The sequence below is a fragment of the Antarctobacter albus genome, from assembly GCF_900101505.1.
Lineage (GTDB): Bacteria > Pseudomonadota > Alphaproteobacteria > Rhodobacterales > Rhodobacteraceae > Antarctobacter > Antarctobacter albus.
Window position 1 is genome coordinate 313,777 of sequence record NZ_FMZI01000007.1, and the last position, 22,830, is coordinate 336,606.

The 22,830-nt window shown below is 61.6% G+C and carries 22 protein-coding genes and 1 pseudogene; 17 read left to right on the plus strand and 6 right to left on the minus strand.

From position 1 onward, the window contains the following. Positions 1 to 107 precede the first annotated feature (107 nt). The 12 genes from BLQ71_RS14495 (at position 108) to BLQ71_RS14550 (ending at position 11,045) form a co-directional block, all read left to right on the plus strand. The gene (locus tag BLQ71_RS14495) at positions 108 to 572 is read left to right on the plus strand and encodes a MarR family winged helix-turn-helix transcriptional regulator (protein WP_074622223.1); all 465 of its coding nucleotides are present in this window, start codon (positions 108 to 110) and stop codon (positions 570 to 572) included. A 54-nt stretch (positions 573 to 626) separates the two neighbouring features. Further along, complete coding sequence (locus tag BLQ71_RS14500; protein WP_069210713.1) at positions 627 to 1,100, plus strand: MarR family winged helix-turn-helix transcriptional regulator; 474 nt, start codon at positions 627 to 629, stop codon at positions 1,098 to 1,100. Positions 1,101 to 1,338: 238 nt separating this feature from the next. Next, a complete protein-coding gene (locus BLQ71_RS14505) occupies positions 1,339 to 2,409 on the plus strand; it encodes an aromatic ring-hydroxylating dioxygenase subunit alpha (protein WP_069210714.1) in 1,071 nt (356 codons plus the stop codon). A gap of 25 nt (positions 2,410 to 2,434) precedes the next feature. Then, entirely contained in the window at positions 2,435 to 3,487 is a 1,053-nt protein-coding gene (locus BLQ71_RS14510) for a 2Fe-2S iron-sulfur cluster-binding protein (RefSeq protein WP_074622224.1), read from the plus strand. 294 nt (positions 3,488 to 3,781) lie between these two features. After that, positions 3,782 to 4,768, plus strand: coding sequence for a Bug family tripartite tricarboxylate transporter substrate binding protein (locus BLQ71_RS14515; RefSeq protein ID WP_074622225.1), 987 nt, complete (start codon positions 3,782 to 3,784; stop codon positions 4,766 to 4,768). Positions 4,769 to 4,828: 60 nt separating this feature from the next. Beyond that, positions 4,829 to 5,344 carry a tripartite tricarboxylate transporter TctB family protein gene (locus BLQ71_RS14520; RefSeq protein WP_074622226.1) on the plus strand — a complete coding sequence of 172 codons (516 nt, stop codon included), beginning with the start codon at positions 4,829 to 4,831 and terminating at the stop codon, positions 5,342 to 5,344. 69 nt (positions 5,345 to 5,413) lie between these two features. Then, positions 5,414 to 6,898, plus strand: coding sequence for a tripartite tricarboxylate transporter permease (locus BLQ71_RS14525; RefSeq protein ID WP_229754872.1), 1,485 nt, complete (start codon positions 5,414 to 5,416; stop codon positions 6,896 to 6,898). A 127-nt stretch (positions 6,899 to 7,025) separates the two neighbouring features. Continuing rightward, positions 7,026 to 7,631: a TetR/AcrR family transcriptional regulator gene (locus tag BLQ71_RS14530; protein WP_229754868.1), complete on the plus strand. Its 606-nt coding sequence runs from the start codon at positions 7,026 to 7,028 to the stop codon at positions 7,629 to 7,631. Between the two features lie 102 nt (positions 7,632 to 7,733). Then, positions 7,734 to 8,483, plus strand: coding sequence for a maleate cis-trans isomerase family protein (locus BLQ71_RS14535; protein WP_069210719.1), 750 nt, complete (start codon positions 7,734 to 7,736; stop codon positions 8,481 to 8,483). Between the two features lie 10 nt (positions 8,484 to 8,493). Further along, a complete protein-coding gene (locus tag BLQ71_RS14540) occupies positions 8,494 to 9,279 on the plus strand; it encodes an alpha/beta fold hydrolase (protein ID WP_074622229.1) in 786 nt (261 codons plus the stop codon). A 23-nt stretch (positions 9,280 to 9,302) separates the two neighbouring features. Beyond that, the gene (locus tag BLQ71_RS14545; RefSeq protein WP_043136880.1) at positions 9,303 to 10,334 is read left to right on the plus strand and encodes a 2,5-dihydroxypyridine 5,6-dioxygenase NicX family protein; all 1,032 of its coding nucleotides are present in this window, start codon (positions 9,303 to 9,305) and stop codon (positions 10,332 to 10,334) included. Between the two features lie 84 nt (positions 10,335 to 10,418). Continuing rightward, a complete protein-coding gene (locus tag BLQ71_RS14550) occupies positions 10,419 to 11,045 on the plus strand; it encodes an isochorismatase family protein (protein WP_074622230.1) in 627 nt (208 codons plus the stop codon). Positions 11,046 to 11,173: 128 nt separating this feature from the next. Here BLQ71_RS14550 and BLQ71_RS14555 read toward each other — a convergent pair whose 3' ends face one another. Continuing rightward, entirely contained in the window at positions 11,174 to 12,316 is a 1,143-nt protein-coding gene (locus BLQ71_RS14555) for an FAD-dependent monooxygenase (protein WP_074622231.1), read from the minus strand. A 180-nt stretch (positions 12,317 to 12,496) separates the two neighbouring features. On the opposite strand from BLQ71_RS14555, the gene BLQ71_RS26030 reads away from it, so the two are divergent. Beyond that, positions 12,497 to 13,003, plus strand: a complete 507-nt coding sequence (locus BLQ71_RS26030) for a hypothetical protein (RefSeq protein ID WP_088702315.1) — start codon at positions 12,497 to 12,499, stop codon at positions 13,001 to 13,003. Between the two features lie 388 nt (positions 13,004 to 13,391). On the opposite strand, the gene BLQ71_RS14565 is transcribed toward BLQ71_RS26030, so the two are convergent. From BLQ71_RS14565 to BLQ71_RS14585, 5 genes are all read right to left on the minus strand, one after another. Next, positions 13,392 to 14,312 carry an ABC transporter permease gene (locus BLQ71_RS14565; protein ID WP_074622233.1) on the minus strand — a complete coding sequence of 307 codons (921 nt, stop codon included), beginning with the start codon at positions 14,310 to 14,312 and terminating at the stop codon, positions 13,392 to 13,394. Beyond that, entirely contained in the window at positions 14,312 to 15,382 is a 1,071-nt protein-coding gene (locus BLQ71_RS14570) for an ABC transporter permease (RefSeq protein WP_074622234.1), read from the minus strand. The genes BLQ71_RS14565 and BLQ71_RS14570 overlap by 1 nt, the downstream gene beginning before the upstream one ends. Continuing rightward, positions 15,372 to 16,919, minus strand: coding sequence for an ABC transporter ATP-binding protein (locus tag BLQ71_RS14575; protein ID WP_074622235.1), 1,548 nt, complete (start codon positions 16,917 to 16,919; stop codon positions 15,372 to 15,374). The genes BLQ71_RS14570 and BLQ71_RS14575 overlap by 11 nt, the downstream gene beginning before the upstream one ends. 85 nt (positions 16,920 to 17,004) lie before the next feature. Further along, a complete protein-coding gene (locus tag BLQ71_RS14580; protein ID WP_074622236.1) occupies positions 17,005 to 18,099 on the minus strand; it encodes a BMP family ABC transporter substrate-binding protein in 1,095 nt (364 codons plus the stop codon). A 91-nt stretch (positions 18,100 to 18,190) separates the two neighbouring features. Continuing rightward, positions 18,191 to 18,883, minus strand: coding sequence for a GntR family transcriptional regulator (locus BLQ71_RS14585; protein ID WP_043137573.1), 693 nt, complete (start codon positions 18,881 to 18,883; stop codon positions 18,191 to 18,193). A 292-nt stretch (positions 18,884 to 19,175) separates the two neighbouring features. Between BLQ71_RS14585 and BLQ71_RS14590 the strand changes: the two genes are divergently transcribed. The 4 genes and pseudogenes from BLQ71_RS14590 to BLQ71_RS26035 all read left to right on the plus strand — a co-directional run. Further along, positions 19,176 to 20,063 (plus strand): aromatic ring-hydroxylating oxygenase subunit alpha, encoded by an 888-nt coding sequence (locus BLQ71_RS14590; RefSeq protein ID WP_088669325.1) that lies wholly within the window; start codon positions 19,176 to 19,178, stop codon positions 20,061 to 20,063. 25 nt (positions 20,064 to 20,088) lie between these two features. After that, entirely contained in the window at positions 20,089 to 21,810 is a 1,722-nt protein-coding gene (locus tag BLQ71_RS14595) for a Rieske 2Fe-2S domain-containing protein (protein ID WP_074622237.1), read from the plus strand. Positions 21,811 to 21,819: 9 nt separating this feature from the next. After that, complete coding sequence (locus BLQ71_RS14600) at positions 21,820 to 22,488, plus strand: glutathione S-transferase family protein (protein WP_074622238.1); 669 nt, start codon at positions 21,820 to 21,822, stop codon at positions 22,486 to 22,488. A 238-nt stretch (positions 22,489 to 22,726) separates the two neighbouring features. After that, a pseudogene (locus tag BLQ71_RS26035) lies at positions 22,727 to 22,830 on the plus strand (IS5/IS1182 family transposase); the annotation flags it as partial.

A 22,830-nucleotide genomic window follows, 5' to 3' on the forward strand; every position in this document is an offset into this window, starting at 1 on the left:
GATGTCGATCTGCGCTTTGTTCCGGAGTTTCTGCGTGCAGGTGGCGCCGAAACCGATTGAATGTTTGATGCTGGCATCGGTATTGCCGGGAAAGTGAGAAGAGCCCAATGGACGATATGAAACACGATCCGAGCAACGACAGCTCGGGGGATGCCATTGAGGCCTACGTTCTGGATGAGCAGATCGGCTATGCCTTGCGAAAGGCAAACCAGCGGCACATGACCATTTTTGGCGAAAAGATGCTGGATGGGCTGACGCCTACGCAGTTCTCAGCCCTGTTTCGCTTGGTCGAGAGCCCTGGCCCACAGTCCCAGAATGCGCTTGGGCGGAGTGTCGCGATGGATGCGGCGACGATCAAGGGGGTCGTCAACCGGTTGGAGGCCCGCGGTCTCGTCATGAGCCGAAAAGACGAGGTCGACCGCCGCCGATACGTGATCGAGGCGACGGCGAAGGGCAGGGAGTTGATCAAGGCAGCGATGCCCGTGATGGCGGAGATCACTGAGGCAACGATGGCGCCGCTAACCATTGCCGAGCGGCGCACGATCCTGCGATTGCTGGCAAAGCTGAGTTGATTGGCGCGTTGTGCGTGCAGCCCGGGGTGCCAGGTTGCGGAAAGGTCAGGGGCGATGAGCGACCACACCACAAAGCCTGCCGGTGATGTTTCCGCGATGATCGAAGCCTACGATCCGCGTAACCATCCGGCGCAGTTGGTGCGCCGTGTCCACCAGCGCGGGGCGCAGCTTTTTACCCAGAACGTGCGACACCCGAACCTTTCGGTGACGCAGTTCGTGGCGCTGGTCACGCTGTTGAAGGCGGGTTCGGTCACTCAAAGCATGCTTGGGCGCCTGACCTCGATGGATCCGTCCACCACGACAGTGGTGGTCCGCAAGCTTGAGCGCGAAAGGCTGATCGAGAAGAGGCGCAGTCTCGAGGATCAGCGTTCGTCGGTTATCGAGTTGACCGAGGCCGGACGCCAATGCGCGATCAATCATATCCCGGTCAGCGTGGAAGCGGGTGAGAAACTGCTCGAACCGCTCACCGTGATCGAGCAGCAACTTTTCATGGAGCTGCTGCGGAAAGTGCTCGCGGCCGAAGACTGAAGTCTCGCTGCCTGCTTCGCTGAATTTGTGCGTACTCGTTGTAAAATTCAGACTGTGGGCGCCCAGATTCATCTGGTCCTTGGAAATTATTCGAGCGGAATCAGGGGAGTACCTGAGATTCTCGGCTGATACAAAAGAATCTGTTGCGCAATTGATCTGAGTCATTTTACTTTGAGTACGTAGCAAATTGGCCCCTGCGGGAGAGCCTGTTTATGAACGCAAGCTCGGGAGTGATAGGATGACGACTCTGGTTCGGAATGCATGGTACGTGGCCGCATGGTCGCGCGAGGTCGACGATGAACTGCGGCGCTTCACCATTCTTGGCGATCACATCCTTCTCTATCGCCGCAAGGACGGCACCGTTGCCGCGCTGGAGGATCGGTGCCCGCACAGGCTGTTGCCGCTGTCGAAGGGCAAGCGCATCGGTGATGCGGTGCAATGTGGCTACCACGGGTTGACCTTCGGTTCTGACGGCAAGTGCACCCGGGTTCCGGGCCAGGACAAGATCCCGCCCTCGGCCTATGTCGAAAGCTACCCGATCGAAGAGCGACACGGGATCGTCTGGATCTGGATGGGGGAGCGGCACCGCGCAGATCCGGATGCGATTTTCGATCTGCCGCAATTCACCGACCCAGGCTGGCATGCCCATCACGGTGACGCGCTGCACTTGGAATCCAACTATCTCAACGTGGCCGAAAACCTGGTGGACCCGGCGCATGTGAGCTTTGTGCACCCGACGACGCTGGGCAATTCGGCATCCGAGAACGTGCCGGTGCATGTCTCGACCGAAGGCGAGACCATCACCGCCTGGCGGTGGATCCGCGATGCGGAGCCGATTGGTTTCTTCAAGGCATTCGGTGGCTTTGAGGGGAACGTCGACCGCTGGCACTACTACCACCTGCATCTGCCGTCGATCGCGGTGATCGACTTCGGCTCGGCGGACGCGGCCGACCAGATTGCCGAGGACGACCGGGATAGCGGGAACCGCGTTCTTGCGCTGCACTTCATGACACCGGTCGACGAGGGATATACAATCGACCGCTGGATGCACCTCCGGAACACCGCGGTCGATACCGAGGAAGCATCGGACAAGATTGATGCAATGTTCCGCATCGCCTTTGCCGAGGACAAGGCGATCCTGGAGGCGGTGCATGCCGAAGAGCAGCGCCCGATGAAACGTCGACCGATCCGTATCGCCATCGACCGGGGGCCGATGGTCTACCGCAAGCGCATCAACGATCTGCTGGAAACCGAGCGGACGCTCGACGCCTCGGCCGAGACCAACGCGTCCTTCGTCTATCATGACTGATGCTGTGCTGACGGGGGGATCTGGCATGCTTGATACGGGACAGACCGCGCCGCTGACGCTAGAGGTGACAGAGCGTGTGCGGGAAAGCCGAAACGTCGTTTCTTTCCGGTTCAAGGTTGTGGGGGGCGAAGCGGCGCCCTTCACCGCAGGCCAGTATCTTCCGATCCGCCTTGGCCTGCCGGAGCGGCCCATATCGACCTATACGATATCCTCCGACCCGCGCGATCGCAGCGGCTACAGGATCAGCGTCAAGCTGGAGCCGGAGGGGAAGGGGGGCTCACGCTACCTGCACGAGGTGGGTGAGGTCGGTGCGCAATTCCGGGCCGAACAGCCGCGGGGCAAGTTCGTTCTGGCGGAGGATGAGCGTCCGGTCCTGTTGCTGACCGGTGGGATAGGGGTGACGCCGGCGCTGGCGATGCTGGCCGAGCTGGCCCGTCAACCGGATCGGCCGACATGGTTTGTGCATGCCTGCCAGAATGCAGAAGAACACTCCTTCGCGGCCGAGGTGAGGGCGCTGGCAGAGGCCGCGCCGAACGTGACGACGCATGTCGCCTATGCCGAAGGGAGCGATGGGGATATTGCCGAAGGGCGTTGCCAGTCTATCGGACTTCTCGACCGCGAGACGCTGCGCATGCTGCTGCCGCAGGACGCCTACCGCGTCTATCTCTGTGGGCCGGACGGATTCATGACGGCGATGCGGGCGGTGCTGGTCAGCCTGGGCGTGCCGGACTGCGAAATTCACCAGGAGTCTTTTGGCGGAGCCGTTGCCGAAGCGTCGCGCCAGCAGCCCCCTGAGAGACCCGTGGCGACGTCTGACGGGGCTGGTCCTGTGGTCAGATTTGCACGGTCGGACCTCGAATTCACCTGGGATGGATCCAGCGAAACCCTCCTTGAATTCGCTGAGGCACAGGGGCTGGAGCCGAACTTTGAATGTCGTGACGGCATCTGCGGCACCTGTGCTTGCCGGAAGCTTGCCGGCGATATTTCTTATGCCGAAGAGCCGCTCGATTCGCCCGAAGAGGGGCATGTCCTCCTGTGTTGCTCGGTCCCGAAAGGGAACGTGACCCTCGACATGTGACATTTTCCGCACATTGTTTCCGCAAAATATGCCTAAAAAATGTGCAATAATGGAGGTCGGACATAGTGTGCACGGAAAAACATACGGCTGGGAAATTTGTTTCTATACAAATGAATTTTTCCACGCTTTTATGTGACGGGACGATGACGCGCGCCGCCTGCCGGCCGCAAGAAAATAAGGAAATTCTGCCCTGGCATGAGGGGCAATCGAGAATGTTGCGGGCTGCAAGGCGCGGGCCGTGAACAGGTGGGCTGTGCCTGCCGAAATCAACAGGGAAAAGACGAAAGGAACGCCATGAAACGCCGTCAACTCTTCGCCACGGTCACGGGTCTGATGACGCTTGCCAGCCTCCCGATGACGTCCGCGCTTGCGCAGGATGCCTACCCCAGCGAACCGATCCACATCACGGTCGTCTGGCCCGCTGGTGGCGGGCATGACCTGGTTGGCCGCTTGATCGGCCATGAGCTGTCCGAGATCATGGATACCGCGGTTGTGGTCGACAACGTGACCGGCGCCGGCGGATCGACCGGCATCCGCCACATCGTCGAGGCCGACCCAGACGGCTACACCATAGGCGTGATGGGGCTGCACGCAGTGTCGCAATCCTTCATGAACCCCGCAGCGCCCAAGCTCGACGGTCTGGACCCGATTGCCTACATCAGCGACGAACCTGGCGCGATTGAGGTGAGCGTCGACATGGGGATCGACACGCTTGACGACTACGTCGCCGCGATGAGGTCCGACCCGATGTCGCTGATGAATGGCAACGACCCGCAGGGCGGCAACTCCTTCATCTTCGCAAGCGTCATCCCGGACGCGCTGGGCGTGAACATGATGAAGCTCCCCTATCCCGGACATGCCCCCACCGTGACCGCATTGCTGACCGGCGAGGTCCAAACCGCGACGTTGCCGATCCCGCCGATCCTCGAGCACGCCAAGGCCGGAAAGGTGAAGGTGCTCGGGGTCGCTTCGGACCAGCGTCATCCGCAACTGCCGGACGTTCCCACGTTCAAGGAGCAGGGCTATGATGTCGTGGTGAATGATTTCGTCATGTTGGTGGCGCCGGTCGGTATTCCGCAGGATGTCCGGGCCAAGCTGGAAGAGGGATTGCTCCAGGCCATCAACAGTGCCGGCTTTACCTCTGCCGCAGCGGACAACGGCATGGTTCTGCGCCCGGGCGGAGCCGACCTGGCGGCGGAAGAGCTCGCGAAACAGGTCGAGCTTGTCTACCCGATCCTGGAGGACGCCGGCCTTGTCGCTGAGGAACTGAAGCGGAAGTGACGCCCGCGAACGGGGCGCAGTCGTCGCCCCGTTTCCAAAATCACGAAACAGGAGCCAGCCATGACCCCGCCCATCGAAGAATCCGCCCGCAAGACCTTTGCAGCCGGTCTTTTCTTTCTCCTCTTGGCGGGTGCGGGTTGGCTTCTGCTCCGTCACAGCATCACGCTGTTTTCGGGAAACCAGATGCCGGGTGACCCCGGCCCCTTTTTCCTGTCCCAGTTGTGCCTGACAATTCTCGCAGGCGCCGGCCTTCTTCTGCTGGTGATCGGTTCCTGGAGTTGGGCGCGTGAGGCGCGTCAACACAGGCACACGGGGGCCATAGTCAACACGGTGCGAGAGTGGTCGCTCTCGGCTGGCTTCGTGCTGACTTTGCTGGTGATGCCTGCAGCGATGCGCCTGCTGGGAACGCCTGCCGCGGTGGCGCTCTTTTCCATCGGCTGGATCTACATACTGCTCGTCTCGATCAGCGGCCACTCATGGCGAAACCTGATCGAAGCGGCAGCCTTCGGCATGGCCACCGCCGCATTCATCCATCTTTTCTTCGTGCGTCTGCTGACGCTTCCGCTGCCCGTCTGAGAGAGGACCGAACCGATGTTGCTTGAGTCGTTCTTCACTGTTCTCGCCGATTTCGCCACGAGCCCTGCCATGTTGGGCCTCGTCGGGCTTGGTGCAATCCTCGGGCTGGTTCTGGGGGCAATACCGGGGATTTCATCGACGATGGCCCTGGCGATCCTCATGCCCGTGACCTTCACGATGGAACCCGGTGTGGCGATCCTCTTCCTGATCTCGGTCTTTATGTCGAGCGTTTATGGCGGTTCCATATCGGCCATCTTGATGAAACTGCCTGGCACACCGGCGTCGATCTTTACCCAGATCGACGGCTATCCGATGGCCCAGAGCGGCCGGGCCGGGCACGCCCTGAACTATGCGTTGGTGGCGTCTACCGTGGGTGGCATGGTCGGGCTGGCCTTGCTTGTCGTGCTGGCGCCCGTGCTGGCGGATTTCGCGACGAATTTCCGCAGCCCCGAGTTTGCCGCAGTGGCGCTGTTCGGCATCGTCATGTTGTCCTTTGCGTCAAACGGCTCGACACTGGTGGCCAGCGTGGTCGGCTTTGTCGGCGTCCTGCTGGGGATGGTGGGTTTCGATGCGCTCACGGATGCGCAGCGGATGACGATGAACCAGCCCATGCTGCAATCGGGTCTGAATCTGATCCCTGTCATCATCGGCCTGTTCGGGTTGGGGGAGATCCTGCAGAACCTTGTGCGTTTCGGTGACTCTCCGACGGCGCGACCGGCCATTGGCAAGGTGATGCTGCCGCTTTCCGAATTGACCCGTCGCTGGAAGGTCATGCTGCGAGGCTCGGTGATCGGCACGTTCATCGGGGCGATCCCCGCGGCGGGATCCGCTGTGGCGGTTTCCATCGCCTATGCCCAGGAGCGGCGGTTGTCGAAAGAGCCCGAGAAATTCGGCAGCGGCCATCCTGACGGCCTTGTTGCGCCCGAGGCTGCCAACTCGGCCTCCGTCGGTGGCTCGCTCATTCCGTTGATCGCGCTGGGGGTTCCGGGGGACACGATCACCGCCGTGCTGATGGGCGCGTTGATGGTGCATGGCCTGACGCCCGGGCCCTTGCTCTTTGCCAACGACCCGACATTCGTGTCCTGGATCTATGTCTCGGTGCTACTGGCACTGGTGGCGACGCTGGTGCTGGGCCTTGGCATGATCCGTGCTGCCGTGCTGGTGACGCGCATTCCTCCGCAACTGATGTATGTCTTCATCGCGGTGTTCTGCGTTATCGGTGCCTTTGCAATCCGCAACGATATGAACGACGTCTACGTGATGATTGCTTTCGGTGTGGTCGGCTTCGTTTTCTCGCGCATCGGCTTGCCGGTGACGCCGCTGGCCTTCGGGCTGATCCTTGGCCCGATACTGGAGGAGAACCTGCGGCGCAGCCTGATGATTAGCCAGGGGTCATGGAAAATCTTCATCGACCGGCCGATCTCGGCAACTTTGCTGGCAATCTGCGTCCTACTGGTGGCCCTGCCGTTGATCACCGCGTTGCTGCATCGCCTGTACGGACCGCTTGCCTGTAAGAGAGGTGGGAAGGTTCCCAGTAATTATCCTGGTGAATAATTTTACTTGAGGATTTGGCACTGCGCCGGTTAGTAGGGGGGGACTCTGAAAACCGGATGGCGCCATGACCTCTTCAAACACACGTCGCAAGCCGGGGCGCCCGAAAGAGGGGCCGGAACTCCGTGAGGTGATCCTGGACAAGGCCGAGTTGCTTTTTGCCGATCATGGGTTCAACGGGGCCAAGGTGCGGGACATCGCGACAGAAGCCGGGGTCAACCAGGCCCTCGTTCGCTACTACTTCGGCTCCAAGCAGGATCTGTTCGACGCGGTGGTCCGCCGGCGTGGCAGTGTGATTTCAGGCGCACGTCATGTGCTGCTGGACGAGCTGTTGTCGCGCGGCGTGGCACCTACTGTTGCGGAATTGGTGCGGTGCTATTTAAGGCCCCAATGGGAAATGAAAAATTCGGGCTCTAACGGCGCGGCATTCGTCCGTCTTCAGGCTCGGTTGCATGCCGAACAGGAAGAACATGCCTTTCGTCTGCGACGCGAAGTCTATGATGCCTCTGTCAAACGCTACATCCAGGCGCTTTCGGAGGTACTGCCAGAGATCCCGAAAGAGGTCATCTCGACCCGTATGGCCTTTGCTGTGGGCACCTACATGTTCATGCTGAACGATCTCGGTCGCATCAACGATCTGACCGACGGGCAGGTCGGCGACCTCGGCGGTGCCGCGCTCCTGGATCAACTTGAAACCTTCATTTCTGCAGGGCTTGCGGCACCGCTGAACAGCTAGGGGCCCAAGCTATCAAATACGTTTGTATACAAATGATTTTGGTTGAAATTATGCAAATGATTAATTATGCGGAGAGGGACGTTGATTTCAGAGGTGAGAATCATGACCCCGATCCGAGTTGGCCAGATCGTGCCGAGTTCGAATGTGACGATGGAGACCGAGATCCCCGCGCTCTTGCGTGCCCGCGAGGCGGTCTTTCCGGAGCGTTTCACGTTTCATTCCTCGCGGATGCGGATGAAACACGTGACCAAGGAAGAACTCGCGGCGATGGATGCGGACAGCGACCGTTGTGCGCTCGAACTCTCGGACGCGAAGGTGGACGTGATGGGCTACGCCTGCCTCGTTGCCATCATGTCGATGGGGCATGGCTATCACTGCACATCGCAGGAACGGCTGCGCGGCGTGACACGGGACAATGACGCGGAAACCCCGGTCGTCACCTCTGCCGGTGCCCTGGTCGAGGGGATCAAGGCGATCGGTGCGCAGAAGGTCGCCGTGGTCGCGCCCTACATGAAGCCGCTGACCGAGATGGTGGTGGAGTACATCCGCAACGAAGGGATCGAGGTGGTGACCTGGCGCGCGCTGGAGATCCAGGACAACCTCGCCGTTGCGGCACATGACCCGATGAACCTGCCCGGGATCGTCGCGGATATGGACACTTCCGGCGTCGATGCGGTGGTGCTCTCGGCCTGTGTCCAGATGCCCTCGTTGCCCGCGGTTTCAACCGTCGAGGCGCAGGTCGGCAAACCGGTGCTGACAGCAGCCATCGCCACAACCTGGCAGATGCTCAAGGCACTCGACCTCGAAACCCGCGTTCCGGGCGGCGGCACGCTGCTCTCTGGCGCCTACTGAGGAGGCTGACATGAGCTTTGGATACAACATCCATGCCAACGGCATCCGCCAGCACCTGATCCGCTGGGACGGGCCGGAAGGCGCACCGCAACTGTTGTTGATCCCGGGCATCACCTCGCCCGCGATCACCTGGGGTTTCGTGGCCGAACGCCTGGCGCAACGCTTCGAGGTGCATGTGCTGGACGTGCGGGGGCGCGGCCTGTCGGAAACCGGCGACCTGGACTACACGCTGGACGCCCTGGCCGATGACGCCATCGCGGTGGCACGGACCCTTCGGCAGCCGACCACGCTTGGTCATTCGATGGGCGCCCGCATTGCCATCCGCGCCAATGCCCGCGATCCCGAACCCTTTGCCGGGCATATCCTGGTCGATCCGCCGATGTCCGGGCCGGGCCGCCGAGCCTATCCTTCGAAATGGCCTTGGTACAGTGACAGCATCCAGATGGCGGCCAGAGGGTGCTCTGTCGAAGAGATGCGCGCCTTCTGTCCCACATGGAGCGACGAGCAAGTCGCCCTGCGCGCGGAATGGCTGCACACCTGCCACTGGGGAGCGATCCGCATTGCCTTCGACGGGTTCCACACCGACGACATCCATCAGGACCTGCCAAAAATCGACAAGCCCGCGCGGCTGGTCATCGCGGGTGGCGCCACCGTGGTCGACGAAGCCGACCAAGCAGAGGTCGCGCAGCTGAACCCGAAGATCGAACAGCGCATCGTACCGGACGCCGGCCACATGATCCCTTGGGACAACCTCGAGGGGTTCCTGGAGGCAGTCATGGATTTCGACGTTCAATAAACCGAGTATAGGGAGGATCCGTCATGGATCATGCAAGCTTTACCGACATCTGCCTGCACCAGTTGAAGATGTCCGGGGTGAAAAAGGATGAGCGTCTGATCGTTCTGACCCAGGGCAATGAACGCCTGGACTATGCCGATGCCTTCATGGCCGCGGGCCGGATCCTGGGCGCCAACATGTATCACATGCGCCTGCCGGCGCCGCCCGTTGTCGGGGCCTGGGCTGTGGGGCAGACCGGCCTCGCGGCGATGCCCGAGGCGGTCGAGGCGCTGAAGAACTGCGATATGCTGATCGACTGCGTGTTCCTGCTGTTCAGCCCGGAACAGTTCGCCATCCAGGACGCCGGCACCCGGATCCTGACCGCGGTGGAACCACCCGAGCTGCTGGCCCGGATGCTGCCCAGCCAGGAGCTGCGCGAGAAGGTCGAGATCGGTGCCGAATATCTGGCAAAGGCCAAGGTGATGCGCATCACCTCGCCGCATGGCACCGATGTCACCTACAAGCTGAACACCTATCCAACCGTGGCCGAATACGCCTGCACCGATGAGCCCGGTCGCTGGGACCATTGGCCCTCAGGCTTTGTCTTTACCGGCGGCGACGACGATGGCGTGGACGGTCAGATCGTGGTGGCGCCGGGGGATGTGCTGCTGCCGCAGAACATGTACGTGCGGGACCCGATCACCTACACGATCGAGAAGGGCTGGATCACCGATATCCGCGGCGGGCTGGATGCGGACCTGGTCAAATCCTACATGGATGGCTTCAACGATCCGCGCGGCATGGGGATGAGCCATGTCGGATGGGGCATGAACCGCGACGCGCACTGGCATGGCATGACCCCGGGCGCCTTCCCGGGTGGCATGGGCATGGAGCCTCGCAGCTTCTACGGCAATGTGATGTTCTCGACCGGCCCCAACAACGAGCTGGGTGGCCCCAACGACACGGCCTGTCATCTCGACATCCCGATGCGCGGGTGCTCGCTGTTCCTCGATGACGAACCGATCGTGATCGACGGCGATCTCGTCGTGAAGGAAATGCAGATCGCGCGCCGCTGAGCGCCCCCCCCCTTACAGCCAGCGCCGTCTCCGTCCGGGCCCGTGGCCCTTCGGGGCAGGCGCGTTCCTCCGGAGTTACACGAGATGTCCCAGCAACAGGTCTATGCCGACGCCGGTTTCGGCCAGAAGGTGCCGCGCGGCACCCGCCCGGCTATCGTAGTGGTGGATTTTTCTTACGGGTTCACTGACACGCAATATCCGACGGCCGCCGATATGAGCGCCGAGATCGCGGCGACCCGCCGACTGACCGAGACTGCGCGGGCCGCCGGTTTCCCGGTGATCTATACCACAATCGCGTACCAGCCCTGGGAAGTCGCGACCCTGCCTTGGCTGCGCAAGGCCACAGGCATGGCCGCGTTGACTGTTGGCTCGCGCCTGGTCGAGATCGACGCCACCACGGGCATCCGCGCGGAAGACCCGGTGATCGTCAAGCATGGCGCCTCGGCCTTTCACGGAACCAACCTGGCCGGGTTGCTGGTCGGCGCCCGTGTCGACACGGTGATCGTGACCGGGGCCACGACCTCTGGCTGCGTCAGGGCGACGGTGGTCGACGCCGTGCAGTCCGGCTTCAACGTGCTGGTTCCCCGGGATTGCTGCGCTGACCGGGCAACTGCCCCACACGAAGCAAACCTTTACGACATGGAGCAAAAATACGCGGACGTCACGGACGCGGACGACATCTTTTCCTGGATGACATCCCTCGCTACCTGAAAGAAACGGTCACCACGAAAATAAGGGGCGCGGTCTGCGCCCCTTTTTTCTTTGTCCGGTATCGGGTCGCCCCGGCGCACAAAGAAGGGCGGCCCCGGTGTCGGGGCCGCCCTGTGGATTTGAAAGGATTACCCGAGAGTGGCTGTCATCGGGTCATAGGCATAGACCCAAGCCGGATCTTCCGGCTCTTTCAGCCAGGTGTTCGCATTCGAGATCGTCTGGACCTTGGTCGCCCTGTCGCGCCGCGTGTTCTCGTAGATGTCGAAGGCGTTGGCGTAGTCGCCGATGCCGGTTTCCGTCAGGCAGCGCGTCAGCACGGCGGCATCTTCGATCGCCATGCAGGCGCCCTGGGCCATGTGCGGGCGCATCGGATGGCAGGCGTCACCCAGCAGGCACATCCGGCCGCGGCTCCAGAGGTTGAGCGGATCGCGGTTCCAGAACGGCCATTTCGTGACGGTTTCGGTGGCGTCGATCAGCGCCTGCACCATCGGATGACCACCGCCAAAGATCGCCTCCATTTCTTCGCGGGAACTGTCGACGAAGCCTTCCTCGTGAGGCCAATTGTCGACCGGAACGCCGGTGACGTAATAGTACTCCGACCCGTCGCGTTTCGTGGCGTAGGCCATGACATGGCGCGACTGTTCCCACCACCATTTGACGCAGGTCTCGAACTCCAGGCCGCTGGCCCGCAGCTTGTCCATGTTGACCAGCGCCCGGTGACCGATCCAGCCGCTGTACCGCGGCCGCTCCTTGCCGAGCAGCTTTTCGCGCAGAAGCGAGTTGATGCCATCCGCGCCAATGACGATACGCGCCGCGATCTGCCGACCATTTGCAAAGGTCATCAGCACATCGTTGTCGCGTTCTTCGATCTCTGTCAGTCGATGATTGAAATGGACCCGGTTCTTTGGCAGGGCATCGATCTGTTCTGCATGCAAGTCACCGCGGTGAATGGTGATATAGGGCGCGCCGTATTCCTTCTTGGCGTGGTCGCCCAGGGGGATGCGCGATAGGTACTCGCCTGTCGTGCCGTCGCGGGAAAACCAGAAATCAGGATGGGCGCCGATGTCCGCGAGGCGGTCTTCGAGCCCGATCTTCCGGAAGATCTTCATCACGTTCGGGCCGATGTGGATCCCGGCGCCGAGGCGGGTGAACTCCGGTGCCTGCTCGAAGCAATGCACGTCGAAACCCGCATCGATCAGGAGAGCGGCTGCGGCAGCGCCACCAAGGCCAGCTCCGATTACGGCAATGTCTACAGTGTCGATGGTGGTCATGGTTTCCTCTGTCCTTTATTCATTTGCATACAAACAAATATCATGCATTGAACGATGCGTGAAGAGACTTCTTGAAAGACGATATAAATGTTCAAAAACAGATGCTTAACTTTTTCTGGTTGATCGTTTAAGGTTTTGGTCGCTTGCGAGTCATTCGAGGAAGGGTGCGCGAATCTGTGCGTGTGGCTATGCCTCGCCGTCATCCTCCAAGGCACCGGCAATGACTGCCTGAGCGGCGGCGGCGACAACGACACGCTGAATGGCAAAGCCGGCGACGACACTCTCTTTGGCGGCGAAGATGTCTTGGAAGACGACGAGGGTAATAACATCTTGCGCGGCCGCGCGGGCTCGGACGAGTTGGCGGGCGGCCCGGGCCGGGATTTCCTGACCGACGGGCAAAATGCCGAAATCCTCGTCTTTCGTGCCTGGGCCGAAGCCGTCGTCGGCGCCGACCATGACCAGATCCTGGACTTCGAACAGGGGCCGGACAGCATTGTGGTCGCGGGCCTCTTGCCCGGAGTCTGCGGATTCAGGGGTACCGCCGCCTTTTCTCCCTCCGGTAACCCGGAACTGCGCCTGAACGAGACGGCAACCCGGAATGACCCCGCGCCAGCTACTTTTCGTATATTTGTACGGACAGGGAAGGGGCTGCAGGGCCCGCGCAATTGCCATTCTGAAAACGTCTGATGCGTAGGGAGTGGCATTGCCGCAGGTGCGGCGACGCTCTGCCCGACCATGTGCGCGCAGATGTCCGCCATTGCCGCACAGCCTGCCGCAAGGCTGCCAGGCGGCAAGGACGTGCTGCGAGGGCCCTTGCGTCACCAGGGCGGAACTGGGGCGGAACTGGCGGCAATCCAGGCGCGGGCAGGGTGGTCGCAAACCGAATTGGTCCGGCAGGTGGGATGTGGGTGCCACCCCGCCGGTCGAGCATGTTCGTCAATCCGGGTCGATGGCCGACCTCTTCAGCACCCTTTTTGAAGGGGCGGTTGCGCGACACTTGAATTGCCGCCAGTACAACGCCCCAGATCTGGAAGAGTACCGCCCGTCCCTGTGTTGTCGGGCAGTACCTTATGTCTTATCCCTTGGGTCGGAAGGGGCGTGCCAGCGAGATAGGGAAATCCAGGGCCATCGCCTGACGGTTGCGGGAGATCAGCACCAATACCGCGATTGTGGCCAGGTATGGCAGCGCGGACAGGAGCTCGGAAGGGACGTTCAATCCGATTGCCTGGCCCTGCAACTGCAGAATGGTCATCCCGCCGAACAGCCAGGCGCCAAGGACAACGCGGATGGGGCGCCAGGCGGCGAAAACCACCAGAGCAAGGGCAATCCAGCCACGGCCCGCGGTCATGTTTTCCACCCAGAGGGGGGTATAGACCAGCGACAGGTAAGCGCCGCCCAGACCCGCCATAGCTCCCCCGAACATCACGGCCATGTAGCGGATCCGGATCACCTCATAGCCAATGGCATGCGCCGAATCCGGGCTTTCCCCGATGGCACGCAGGGCCAGTCCGGCCTTTGTGCGGTAGAGAAACCAGCTGACGATGCCGAACAGCACGAAGGAGAGGTAGACCAGCGGATCGTACTGGAAGAACATTTCCCCGATCACCGGAATGTCGGAGAGGCCGGGCAGGTGTACGGGCTGAATGGCGTCCACCGGCGTGCTGCCGAAGCCGCGACCGATGAAGGCGGACACCCCGGTGCCGAAGATCGCAAGCGCCAGGCCCGCCGCGTATTGGTTGGTCATGAACGTGAGCGCCAGCACGCCGAACAGCAACGAGGAGGCGGCCCCGGCCAGCACCGCGGCGGCAAGCGCCACGGTCATCGGCAGGCCGGCAAAATGTGCCCAGACCCCGAACGCGGCGCCGACCAGCATCATGCCTTCGATGCCGAGGTTCAGCACGCCGGATTTCTCGACCACCAACTCGCCAAGCGCAGCAAAGATGAGAGGGGTTGCCGCGACGATCGTCGCGGCGAACATTGAGACGAACAAATCCATCAGGCGGTCCTCATAGCGAGCTTGCGGATGCGGAAGTTGATCAGGAAGTTGCTGGCGAGCAGGAAGAACAGCAGCATTCCCTGGAAAATCAGCGCGATCGAGGAGGGCAGGCCCAACGACATCTGCACCGTTTCACCACCCAGGTAGAGAAGCGACAGAAGCAGCCCGCCCAGCACGATTCCCAAGGCGTTGAGGCGTCCGACAAAGGCCACGATGATGGCGGCAAAGCCGTAGCCGGGCGAGATTTGTGGCGACAATTGACCCAGGGGGCCGGCGGCTTCCATCATCCCGGCCAGGCCAGCTGCGGCACCGGAGGCCAGCAGCCCGATCCAGATCGAGGCGGAGGCGTTGAAGCCGGCAAACCTGGCCGCGGCCGGAGCGACACCGCCGACCGACATCTTGTACCCCAGGAAACTGCGCTCGGTGAACAGCCAGGTGATGGCGACAACGACCACGGTGAAGAAAATCGAAGTGTTGAGCCGGTAGGAATAGTCGAAGACCTCGAACATGCCGTTGTACGGCAAGAGCGCGGTCTGCGGGAAATTGTATCCATCCGGATCGCGCCACGGGCCGTGGACCAGGTACGACAGGATCAACGTGGCGACATAGGTGAGCATCAAAGTCACCAGGATCTCGTTTGTGTTCATGCGATCCTTGAGAAAGGCGGGGACAGCCGCCCAGGCCATGCCGGCCAACATGCCCGCGATGACCATGGAGGGCAGCAGCAACGGGCTGTCCTGCCAGGGCGCAAAGAGGCCGACGCCGGTGGCGGCAATCGCGCCCATGATCAGCTGCCCTTCGGCGCCGATGTTCCAGACATTCGCGCGAAAGCCGATTGCGAGGCCGCAGGCAATCAGGATCAACGGTGACGCCTTCAGCAACCATTCGGAAATACCGTTCATCGTCGTGAGCGGTTCGATGAAGAAGGTGTAGAGCGTTACCAAGGGGTTGTAGCCGAGCGACAGGAAGAACAGGGAGCTGACGACGATGGTCAGCCCGGTCGCGATCAGCGGGGCGGCGATGGACATTTGGCGCGACGGTTCGGCGCGAGGCTCGATTTTAAACAGCATGTCTGATGCTCTCCATTTGCTCTTCAGACGCGGCGCATGTCGGGCCCGTGCCGGTCATGAGAAGGCCGACTTCCTCGATATTGGTCTCGGCGCGGTAAAGGGGCGGAGAGAGCTCGCCATTGCAGATGACGTAAAGCCGGTCGCAGATTTCGAACAGCTCTTCCAGCTCTTCGGAGATCACGATCACCGCCTTGCCGGAGCGGCTGAGGTCGATAAGGGTCTGCCGCACGAAGGCGGCGGCGCCGACATCCACGCCCCATGTCGGTTGCGATACCAGAAGCACCTTGGGCGCGAGTTCGATCTCCCGGCCCATGATGAATTTCTGCAGGTTGCCGCCGGACAAACCATGCGCTTTTGCGTTGGGCCCGCTGGCCTTGACCTTGTATTTCTCGATCACGGCGGAGGCGAAGTCGCGCGCCTTTCTGCGGTTGGCCATGCCGTGCTTGACCATGCCCAGCCTGTGGGCGGTCAGCAGCGCATTCTCCGACAGCTCATAAGGTGGGACCGCACCACGGCCAAGCCGCTCTTCCGGTACGAATCCCAGACCCAGATCGCGGCGGCGCCCGGCGTTGAGGTGGCCGACCGCGCGTCCCTCCAGAATGATGTCCTCGGCCGCGCTGGTGATCTTTTCGCCACTGATCGCGGCGGCCAGTTCCCCCTGGCCATTGCCCGAAACACCGGCGATGCCAACGATTTCGCCGCCGTATGCCTCGAGGTTCACGGATTTGAGCGAGGTGCCCGTGGCGGTTTCCGACGCCATGCTCAGGTTGTTGACCGCCAGGAGCGGCAGGTGGCTGAGTTCCGAGGGGTCTACCGTCATTTCCGGCAGGTCGCTGCCCACCATCATGCGGGCGAGTTCGGCAGAGGTCGCCTGTCGTGGGTCGGTTTCGCCGGTTACCTTGCCACCGCGCAGAACGGTGGCGCTGTGGCACAGCTCGCGTACTTCGTCCAGCTTGTGACTGATGTATAGGATGCTGCAGCCTTCGGCGGCGAGCTGGCGCAGGGTCTTGAACAGCGTCCGTACCGCCTGCGGTGTCAGCACAGAGGTCGGTTCGTCCAGGATCAACAGCTTGGGCTGACGCAGCAGGCAGCGGACAATCTCCACTCTCTGCCGTTCCCCGACAGAGAGGGAAAGCACCAGGCGGTCGGGATCAATCGGCAGACCGTAGCGTTCTGAAACGTCGCGGATGCGGACCGCCAACCTCTTGAGATCCATCTTGCCGGGCATCGAGAGCGCGATGTTTTCCACGACCGTGATGGATTCGAACAGGGCGAAATGCTGGTAGACCATTTCGATCCCCAGTTCCCGCGAAATCGCGGGGCCATGTTCGGGCAAGATCTTGCCGTCACAGACGATCTGTCCCCTGTCCGCCGGGGTTGCCCCGTAGATGATCTTCATGAGCGTGCTTTTCCCTGCGCCGTTTTCACCCAGCACGGCGTGAATCTCGCCGGGGAGAACGGAGAGCGAGATGTCATCATTGGCAATCACACCGGGGTATGACTTGCTGATGCCACGGAGTTCCAATCGTGGAGTCATTGCGTGTTTCACCTTTGTTCGGGTGGATTGCCCGCCAAGCGGAGCGAGGCAGGCAATCCTTCCTTTTGGGAGTCCCGGGAAGCGGTCAGCCCAGCTTGCCGATCATGCCCTCGACGAACCAGTCGATGCTCCGGATGCCGCCGTCAGACAGGCTCTGTCCGGTTTCGACGCGCAAGGCGCCTGACTGGTCTTTCAGTTCGCCGCCAAAGGGGTGCAGCGTGCCCGCGATGATTTCCGCGCGCGCCTTTTCGGCGGCGGCGGTGGCCTCGGGCGGCAGATCGTCGTTGTAGGGGGACATCTGGATCACGTCATCCGCGAGGCCGAGCCATCTTTCGTTTGATGTCCAGGTGCCATTGGCCGTATCGCGGGCCGCCTGCAAGTAGACCGGCACCCAGTTGAGCGTGAACGCCGTGAGATGCTTGCCATTGCCGAACGGGGCCATGTCGCTGGCGTAGCCGATGGACCAGGCGTCGTTTTCCCCGGCCACCTGGACGCCCGTGGCCGTATCGGTCATCGAGCAGATCACGTCGCAGCCCTGTGCGATCAGCGTCTTGGCCGCTTCCTTTTCCTTGCCCGGGTCGAACCAGGAGTTCAGGAAGATGACGTTGCAGGTGATGTCGGGGTTGACGCTTTGGGCGCCGCGCAACAGCGCGTTGGCCGGGCCGACGATGTCGGGTATCGGGAAACCGCCGATAAAGCCGATCTTGGCGGACTTGGAGACATGGCCCGCCGCCACGCCCGCCACGTAGGTGCCTTCGAAGTACTTGGCTTCAAAGGTGCCCAGGTTCTTGAGGTGCTTGATGCCCGAGCAATGCTCGAACGCGGTCTTGGGAAAGCGCGGTGCCACTTTCTGCATCGGCGTGCCGTGCGAGAAACTGGTCCCGAAGATCAGGTCATTTCCGGCCCCTGCCAATTGACGGAACACGCGCTCGGCGTCCTGGGGGCGGAAAATGCTGTCGATCACCGTTATCTCTGCATCATCGCCGAACTCCGCCCGGATCGCTTCGATGCCGAGGCTGTGCTGTTTCGTCCAACCGATTTCAGAGACGGGCGAGACGTAGACGGCTCCGACCTTGAGCTTGCCCTCTGCCCTGGCCGCACCTGGCAGGTTTGCAAGCCCCGCCGCCAACCCGGTGGCGGCACCGTATTTCAGGATGTCTCTTCTAGTTGCGCGTTTCATTGTTTCCTCCCTGTTTAATTGGACGATTATCTTGGGCGTTCGGTTCTTCCTTGGCCGTTGGCGTTTCTTGGTTTTTTGTGGGGGAACGGCCCTAGTCGGTGTTCTCTTGCGCCACGTAAGGCGCGAGTGCTTCTCGCGCGTCCGTTTTCGGCAGCGTGTCGTCTTCCAACAGGTATCCTCTCACGACGGTGTTATGGTGGACCGCGATCAGTTCCTGTGCCTCTGCGATCTTGCCTTCTTCAAGCAGGTCGATCAGTTGGCTGTGATCGTGCAGCAGTCCGCAGTAATCGAAGCGCGAACTGACCAGCGAACGCAGCAACGCGGTTCTGCGGATCAACTGCGCGTGCATTTGCTGCACGACCGAGTTCCGCGACATCCGCACCAGGGTTTCGTGAAAGCCCGAGCCCAGCTGATCTGCGAGTGCGTCGTTTTTCTCGTCGATGGCCTTGTTCTGAAGCTCGACATGGCGGCGCAGTTCGGCCCAGCCGCGGGTATCCAGCCGGCCCGACAACTGTGCTGCGACACCCTGTTCCAGGATGGTGAGCGCGTCGTAGATCTCGACCGCCTCGCGGTAGGTGGGTTTCGAGACAAAGGCTCCGCGGTTGCGCTCCATTGTCACGAGGCCGTCTTCGCTGAGGTGGATCAGGGCCTGCCGTACCACCGCGCGGCTGACCTTGAAGATGTCAGCCAGCGTTTGTTCACTGAGTTTGCAGCCAGGCAGCAGGCGCTTTTGGATGATCGCCCGGGTGATGATCTTGGAGATCTCGTCTGAACGGCTTCCCATGACGGCTGCGCAACCTTTCTGATCACGTGTCTGGAGGCCAGCGCCTCGTTGTGGATTGGCCCGTTACACAGTGCACCGGGCCTGCGACAAGTAGTACCTCTTTAGGAATTGAAAGACTATCAGTCAAAAATTGAAAGTCTCTATGTTTATAATTGATATGCAATCTTGTCGTGTTTGGATAGCGTTTGCTGGCAGGCGCCTACATGGGTGACGCATCTTTGCCCAACCTGGCGGCCGCTGGACGATGGGCGGCCGGGGTGCCACTTGCAGAAGATTTTTGGGAGGACAGATCGTGCCGGAACTGAAATGCAAAGACCCCGTCGCCGTGAATCTCTGGTATGCGATTGCGCCTCTTGAGGACGTCAAGGACGCCCGGGTGCAGCGGAGTGTCCTGCTGGAGCAGCCGATTGCCTACACCAGGAACGATGCCGGCGATGTCGTCGTCTGGGCATACGAGGGGAGGCCGGGAGACGCGCCGGGTGATCGGGCGCTGCCGGTGAAGGAGCGGTTCGGGTATTTCTGGACAACGCTCGGGATGCCGGAGCGGGACATCTTTCCGATCCCGGAGTACGAAGAAGAGGACCGTCGCAATATTCACGCCGCAAGCTTCGGGGTGAACGCCTCGGCTCCGCGCCTGGTCGAGAACTTTCTCGACATGGGGCATTTTCCGTTTGTCCACACCGATATTCTGGGCGCCGAGCCGCATACCGAGGTGAAGGAGTATTTCGTCGAAGTGTCGGAAGAGCGGGACGAGATCCTGGCCTCCAACTGCAAGTTCTGGCAACCAATGGCGGCGGCCTCTTCCAGCGGCGGTGCCGATGTCGATTACATCTACCGGGTGCCGCACCCGTTCTGCTCGGTGCTCTACAAGTCCAGTCCGCTGGACGATGGCCGCAACGATGTGATTGCCATCTTCATCCAGCCCTTCAATCAAGAGCAGGTCCGGGTTCACATGCTGCTGTCACTGCTGGATGACAACAGTGATGACACTCAGATCCGGTTGTTTCAGCAGACGATCTTTGGCCAGGACAAACCCATCCTGGAAAACCAGTATCCCAAGCGTCTGCCGCTGGATCCACGGGCCGAGACGCCTATTCGCGCAGATAAATCTGCAATCGCCTACCGCAGGTGGCTGTCCGGCAAGGGGGTTGCCTATGGCGTGATCCCCCCGTCTGCATGACTACAACAACAGGGAAACCAGAGTGATGTCCGACCTGCACAGAAAATGGTATCCGATCGCCTCGAGCTCGGATCTGCCGAAACGCCATGTCTATCAGGCACAGCTTTTGGGCCGCGAGTTCGCCGTCTGGCGTGCCGACGACGGATACGTGAACGTCTGGGAAAATCGCTGTCTGCATCGCGGCGTGCGGCTTTCCATCGGGATCAACAACGGGTCCGACCTGAAATGCCAGTACCACGGTTGGCGCTATGCCAACCGCACCGCCGGCTGCACCTATATCCCCGCGCACCCGGCCGATGCGCCAGCACGGACCATCTGCAACAACACCTACCCGGCGCAGGAAGCGCACGGGCTGGTCTGGGCCGGCGAACAGGCCAGCGGCGATCTGCCCCCGCTTGACGGGTTTGAGGCGGCAACAGTGCTGCGCCCGGTTCCGGTCCTGGCTCCGATGGAAATGGTCGTCGAGGCGCTGCTCGCCTATGGCTGGGACGATAGCTGTTCGGGCCGTGCCAACGCCGACGGATCGGTCACCGTGACCGCGGCGGACGGGGCGGAGGTCCGCCTGTTCGTGCAGCCGATGGACAGCAATCGGTCCGCGATCCGCGGGGTCAGCAATCAGCCTGTGAAAGGCGCTGATCGTATCAGGCTGCTCAAGCGCCACAGCTGGCTGATGCAGGAGTTGCGCAGCCAGATCGAGGCCTGTGCGTCATCGCAGGAGGCACCGCCGCCCTATCAGCCGGTGATCGCAAGGGTCTCCGAGGATCTGGTCGATATTCCGGCGATTGGCACCGAAATGCGCAAGGCTGAATTGCGCGTGCAGGTCGCGGGGAAGGAAATGACCGCCGAAGGCATCGTCAGCCTGCGACTGGAGCCGGTCAAGGGCAGCCTGCCGACCTTCCAGCCCGGCGCGCATATCGACGTGCACCTGCCCAACGGTCTAGTGCGGCAGTATTCGATCACGAACGGGCCGGGTGAGACCGACCACTACAGGATCGGCGTCAAGCGCGAGCCGAACAGCAAGGGCGGATCGGCCGCCATCCACGATGCGGTGAAAGCGGGTGACGTGCTGGCGATCTCGGCGCCGCGCAACAACTTCCCGCTGCGCCGCAATGCCGAGCACACGATCTTTGTCGCCGGAGGGATCGGTGTCACACCGCTGATTTCCATGGCGCGGGCCCTGAACGCCCAGGGCCTGAGCTTCGAGTTCCACTACTTCGTGCAGTCCGACGATCACGTGGCCTTCAAACCGCAGATCGGCGAATACGAGCAGGCTCTCATCTTGCACAAGGCGCTGACGCCAGAGGCAACCGGCGCCAGGTTGACAGAAATCCTCGCCGAGCCCGGTTTCGCCCGCCACGTCTACATCTGCGGTCCGGGTCCGATGCTGGAGGCGGCTCGCGCAATCGCCGCCGAGCAGGGATGGTCGGACGAGACGGTGCATTTCGAGTATTTTGCCAATACCGCCGAAGTGGACGACAGCACGGCCTTCGAGGTCGATCTGGCCCGGTCGGCGATGACTCTGAAAGTGCCTGCCGGAAAGACCATCCTGGAAGTGCTGCGCGAAAACGGCATCGACATGCCCAGCTCCTGCGAGCAGGGCGCCTGCGGCACCTGCCGGTGCGGCGTGATCGAAGGGGCGGTCAAACACCAGGACGTCTACCTGAGCGATGCTGAAAAGGCCGAAGGCAAGTCCATCATGACCTGCGTCAGCCGCGCGGTGTCCGATCGTCTCATCCTGGATATTTGAGGTGTCAGCATGTTGAAACTGTACGACTATGAACTCTCCGGAAACTGCTACAAACTGCGTCTTCTGCTATCCTTCCTTGGGGTCCAGTACAGGTCCGAGTTGATCGACTTCTACCCGGGCAACCAGCACAAGTCCCCGGACTTTCGCCAGATCAATCCGCTGGGTCAGTTGCCGGTGATCGACGACAACGGTCTTGTTCTCCGGGATGCCCAGGCGATCCTGGTGTACCTGGCCTCGAAATATGACCCCTCGAATCGGTGGTATCCACGGGAGAGTCCCGAACTGCTGGGGCAGATCTCGCAATGGCTGGCCTTTGCCGATGCAATCACGGCAACCGCCTCGGCGGCCCGCCTGCATGACGGGCTGTTCTACTCGGAGATAGATGTCGAGGCGGCCCGGGCCGGTGCGCATCGTTTGTTCCGGGTTCTGGATGAACATCTCTTCTTTGCCGAGGAGGAGGGGCAGGACTGGATCTGTCCGGGAGAGCATCCCACGATCGCGGACATCGCCTGTTTCCCCTACACCGTGCTCTCCGAGGAAGGAGGCATTTCGCGCATCGATTACCCGGCCATCCGCCGTTGGAGCGACCGTTTCAAGCGCATCCCGGGTTTTGTCGTGATGTCTGGCGTCTTCCCTGCGGGACCGGCCGCAACAGACCGCCGACAGGCAGTCGCCTGAGGGCTGGCTCTCTTCCTTAGCCGGTCGTTCCTCCGGCCGGCTATCCTGGGCGCCCGATGAATGCTGGCTTCCTCCCATCGGGCGCCCGCCAATTCAACTGGTTCAAGGATCGATCACATGATCATAGCGTGCGCCGCTGCGGCAGTAGAGGCAGATCACCGTGAAGGTGACCCTAGGGTCAGGACCCATTGATTTGGTTGGGCGAGCATGATTCACCGTTCGAAAATGAGCGGTGAACATGTCTGATCTTTTCTGGTTGAGCGATGCGCAGATGGCGCGTCTGGAGCCTTACTTCCCTAAGTCGCACGGCAAGCCCAGGGTTGATGACCGGCGTGTCCTGAG

Bases quoted from the DNA above. Each gene is read 5' to 3' on its own strand.
- BLQ71_RS14595 (WP_074622237.1), top strand. From the start codon at position 20,089: ATGTCCGACCTGCACAGAAAATGGTATCCGATCGCCTCGAGCTCGGAT.
- BLQ71_RS14580 (WP_074622236.1), bottom strand. From the start codon at position 18,099: ATGAAACGCGCAACTAGAAGAGACATCCTGAAATACGGTGCCGCCACC.
- BLQ71_RS14515 (WP_074622225.1), top strand. From the start codon at position 3,782: ATGAAACGCCGTCAACTCTTCGCCACGGTCACGGGTCTGATGACGCTT.
- BLQ71_RS14555 (WP_074622231.1), bottom strand. From the start codon at position 12,316: ATGACCACCATCGACACTGTAGACATTGCCGTAATCGGAGCTGGCCTT.
- BLQ71_RS14545 (WP_043136880.1), top strand. From the start codon at position 9,303: ATGGATCATGCAAGCTTTACCGACATCTGCCTGCACCAGTTGAAGATG.
- BLQ71_RS14535 (WP_069210719.1), top strand. From the start codon at position 7,734: ATGACCCCGATCCGAGTTGGCCAGATCGTGCCGAGTTCGAATGTGACG.
- BLQ71_RS14510 (WP_074622224.1), top strand. From the start codon at position 2,435: ATGCTTGATACGGGACAGACCGCGCCGCTGACGCTAGAGGTGACAGAG.
- BLQ71_RS14520 (WP_074622226.1), top strand. From the start codon at position 4,829: ATGACCCCGCCCATCGAAGAATCCGCCCGCAAGACCTTTGCAGCCGGT.
- BLQ71_RS14575 (WP_074622235.1), bottom strand. From the start codon at position 16,919: ATGACTCCACGATTGGAACTCCGTGGCATCAGCAAGTCATACCCCGGT.
- BLQ71_RS14540 (WP_074622229.1), top strand. From the start codon at position 8,494: ATGAGCTTTGGATACAACATCCATGCCAACGGCATCCGCCAGCACCTG.
- BLQ71_RS14525 (WP_229754872.1), top strand. From the start codon at position 5,414: ATGTTGGGCCTCGTCGGGCTTGGTGCAATCCTCGGGCTGGTTCTGGGG.
- BLQ71_RS14500 (WP_069210713.1), top strand. From the start codon at position 627: ATGAGCGACCACACCACAAAGCCTGCCGGTGATGTTTCCGCGATGATC.
- BLQ71_RS14565 (WP_074622233.1), bottom strand. From the start codon at position 14,312: ATGGATTTGTTCGTCTCAATGTTCGCCGCGACGATCGTCGCGGCAACC.
- BLQ71_RS14585 (WP_043137573.1), bottom strand. From the start codon at position 18,883: ATGGGAAGCCGTTCAGACGAGATCTCCAAGATCATCACCCGGGCGATC.
- BLQ71_RS14505 (WP_069210714.1), top strand. From the start codon at position 1,339: ATGACGACTCTGGTTCGGAATGCATGGTACGTGGCCGCATGGTCGCGC.
- BLQ71_RS14600 (WP_074622238.1), top strand. From the start codon at position 21,820: ATGTTGAAACTGTACGACTATGAACTCTCCGGAAACTGCTACAAACTG.
- BLQ71_RS14550 (WP_074622230.1), top strand. From the start codon at position 10,419: ATGTCCCAGCAACAGGTCTATGCCGACGCCGGTTTCGGCCAGAAGGTG.
- BLQ71_RS14570 (WP_074622234.1), bottom strand. From the start codon at position 15,382: ATGCTGTTTAAAATCGAGCCTCGCGCCGAACCGTCGCGCCAAATGTCC.
- BLQ71_RS14495 (WP_074622223.1), top strand. From the start codon at position 108: ATGGACGATATGAAACACGATCCGAGCAACGACAGCTCGGGGGATGCC.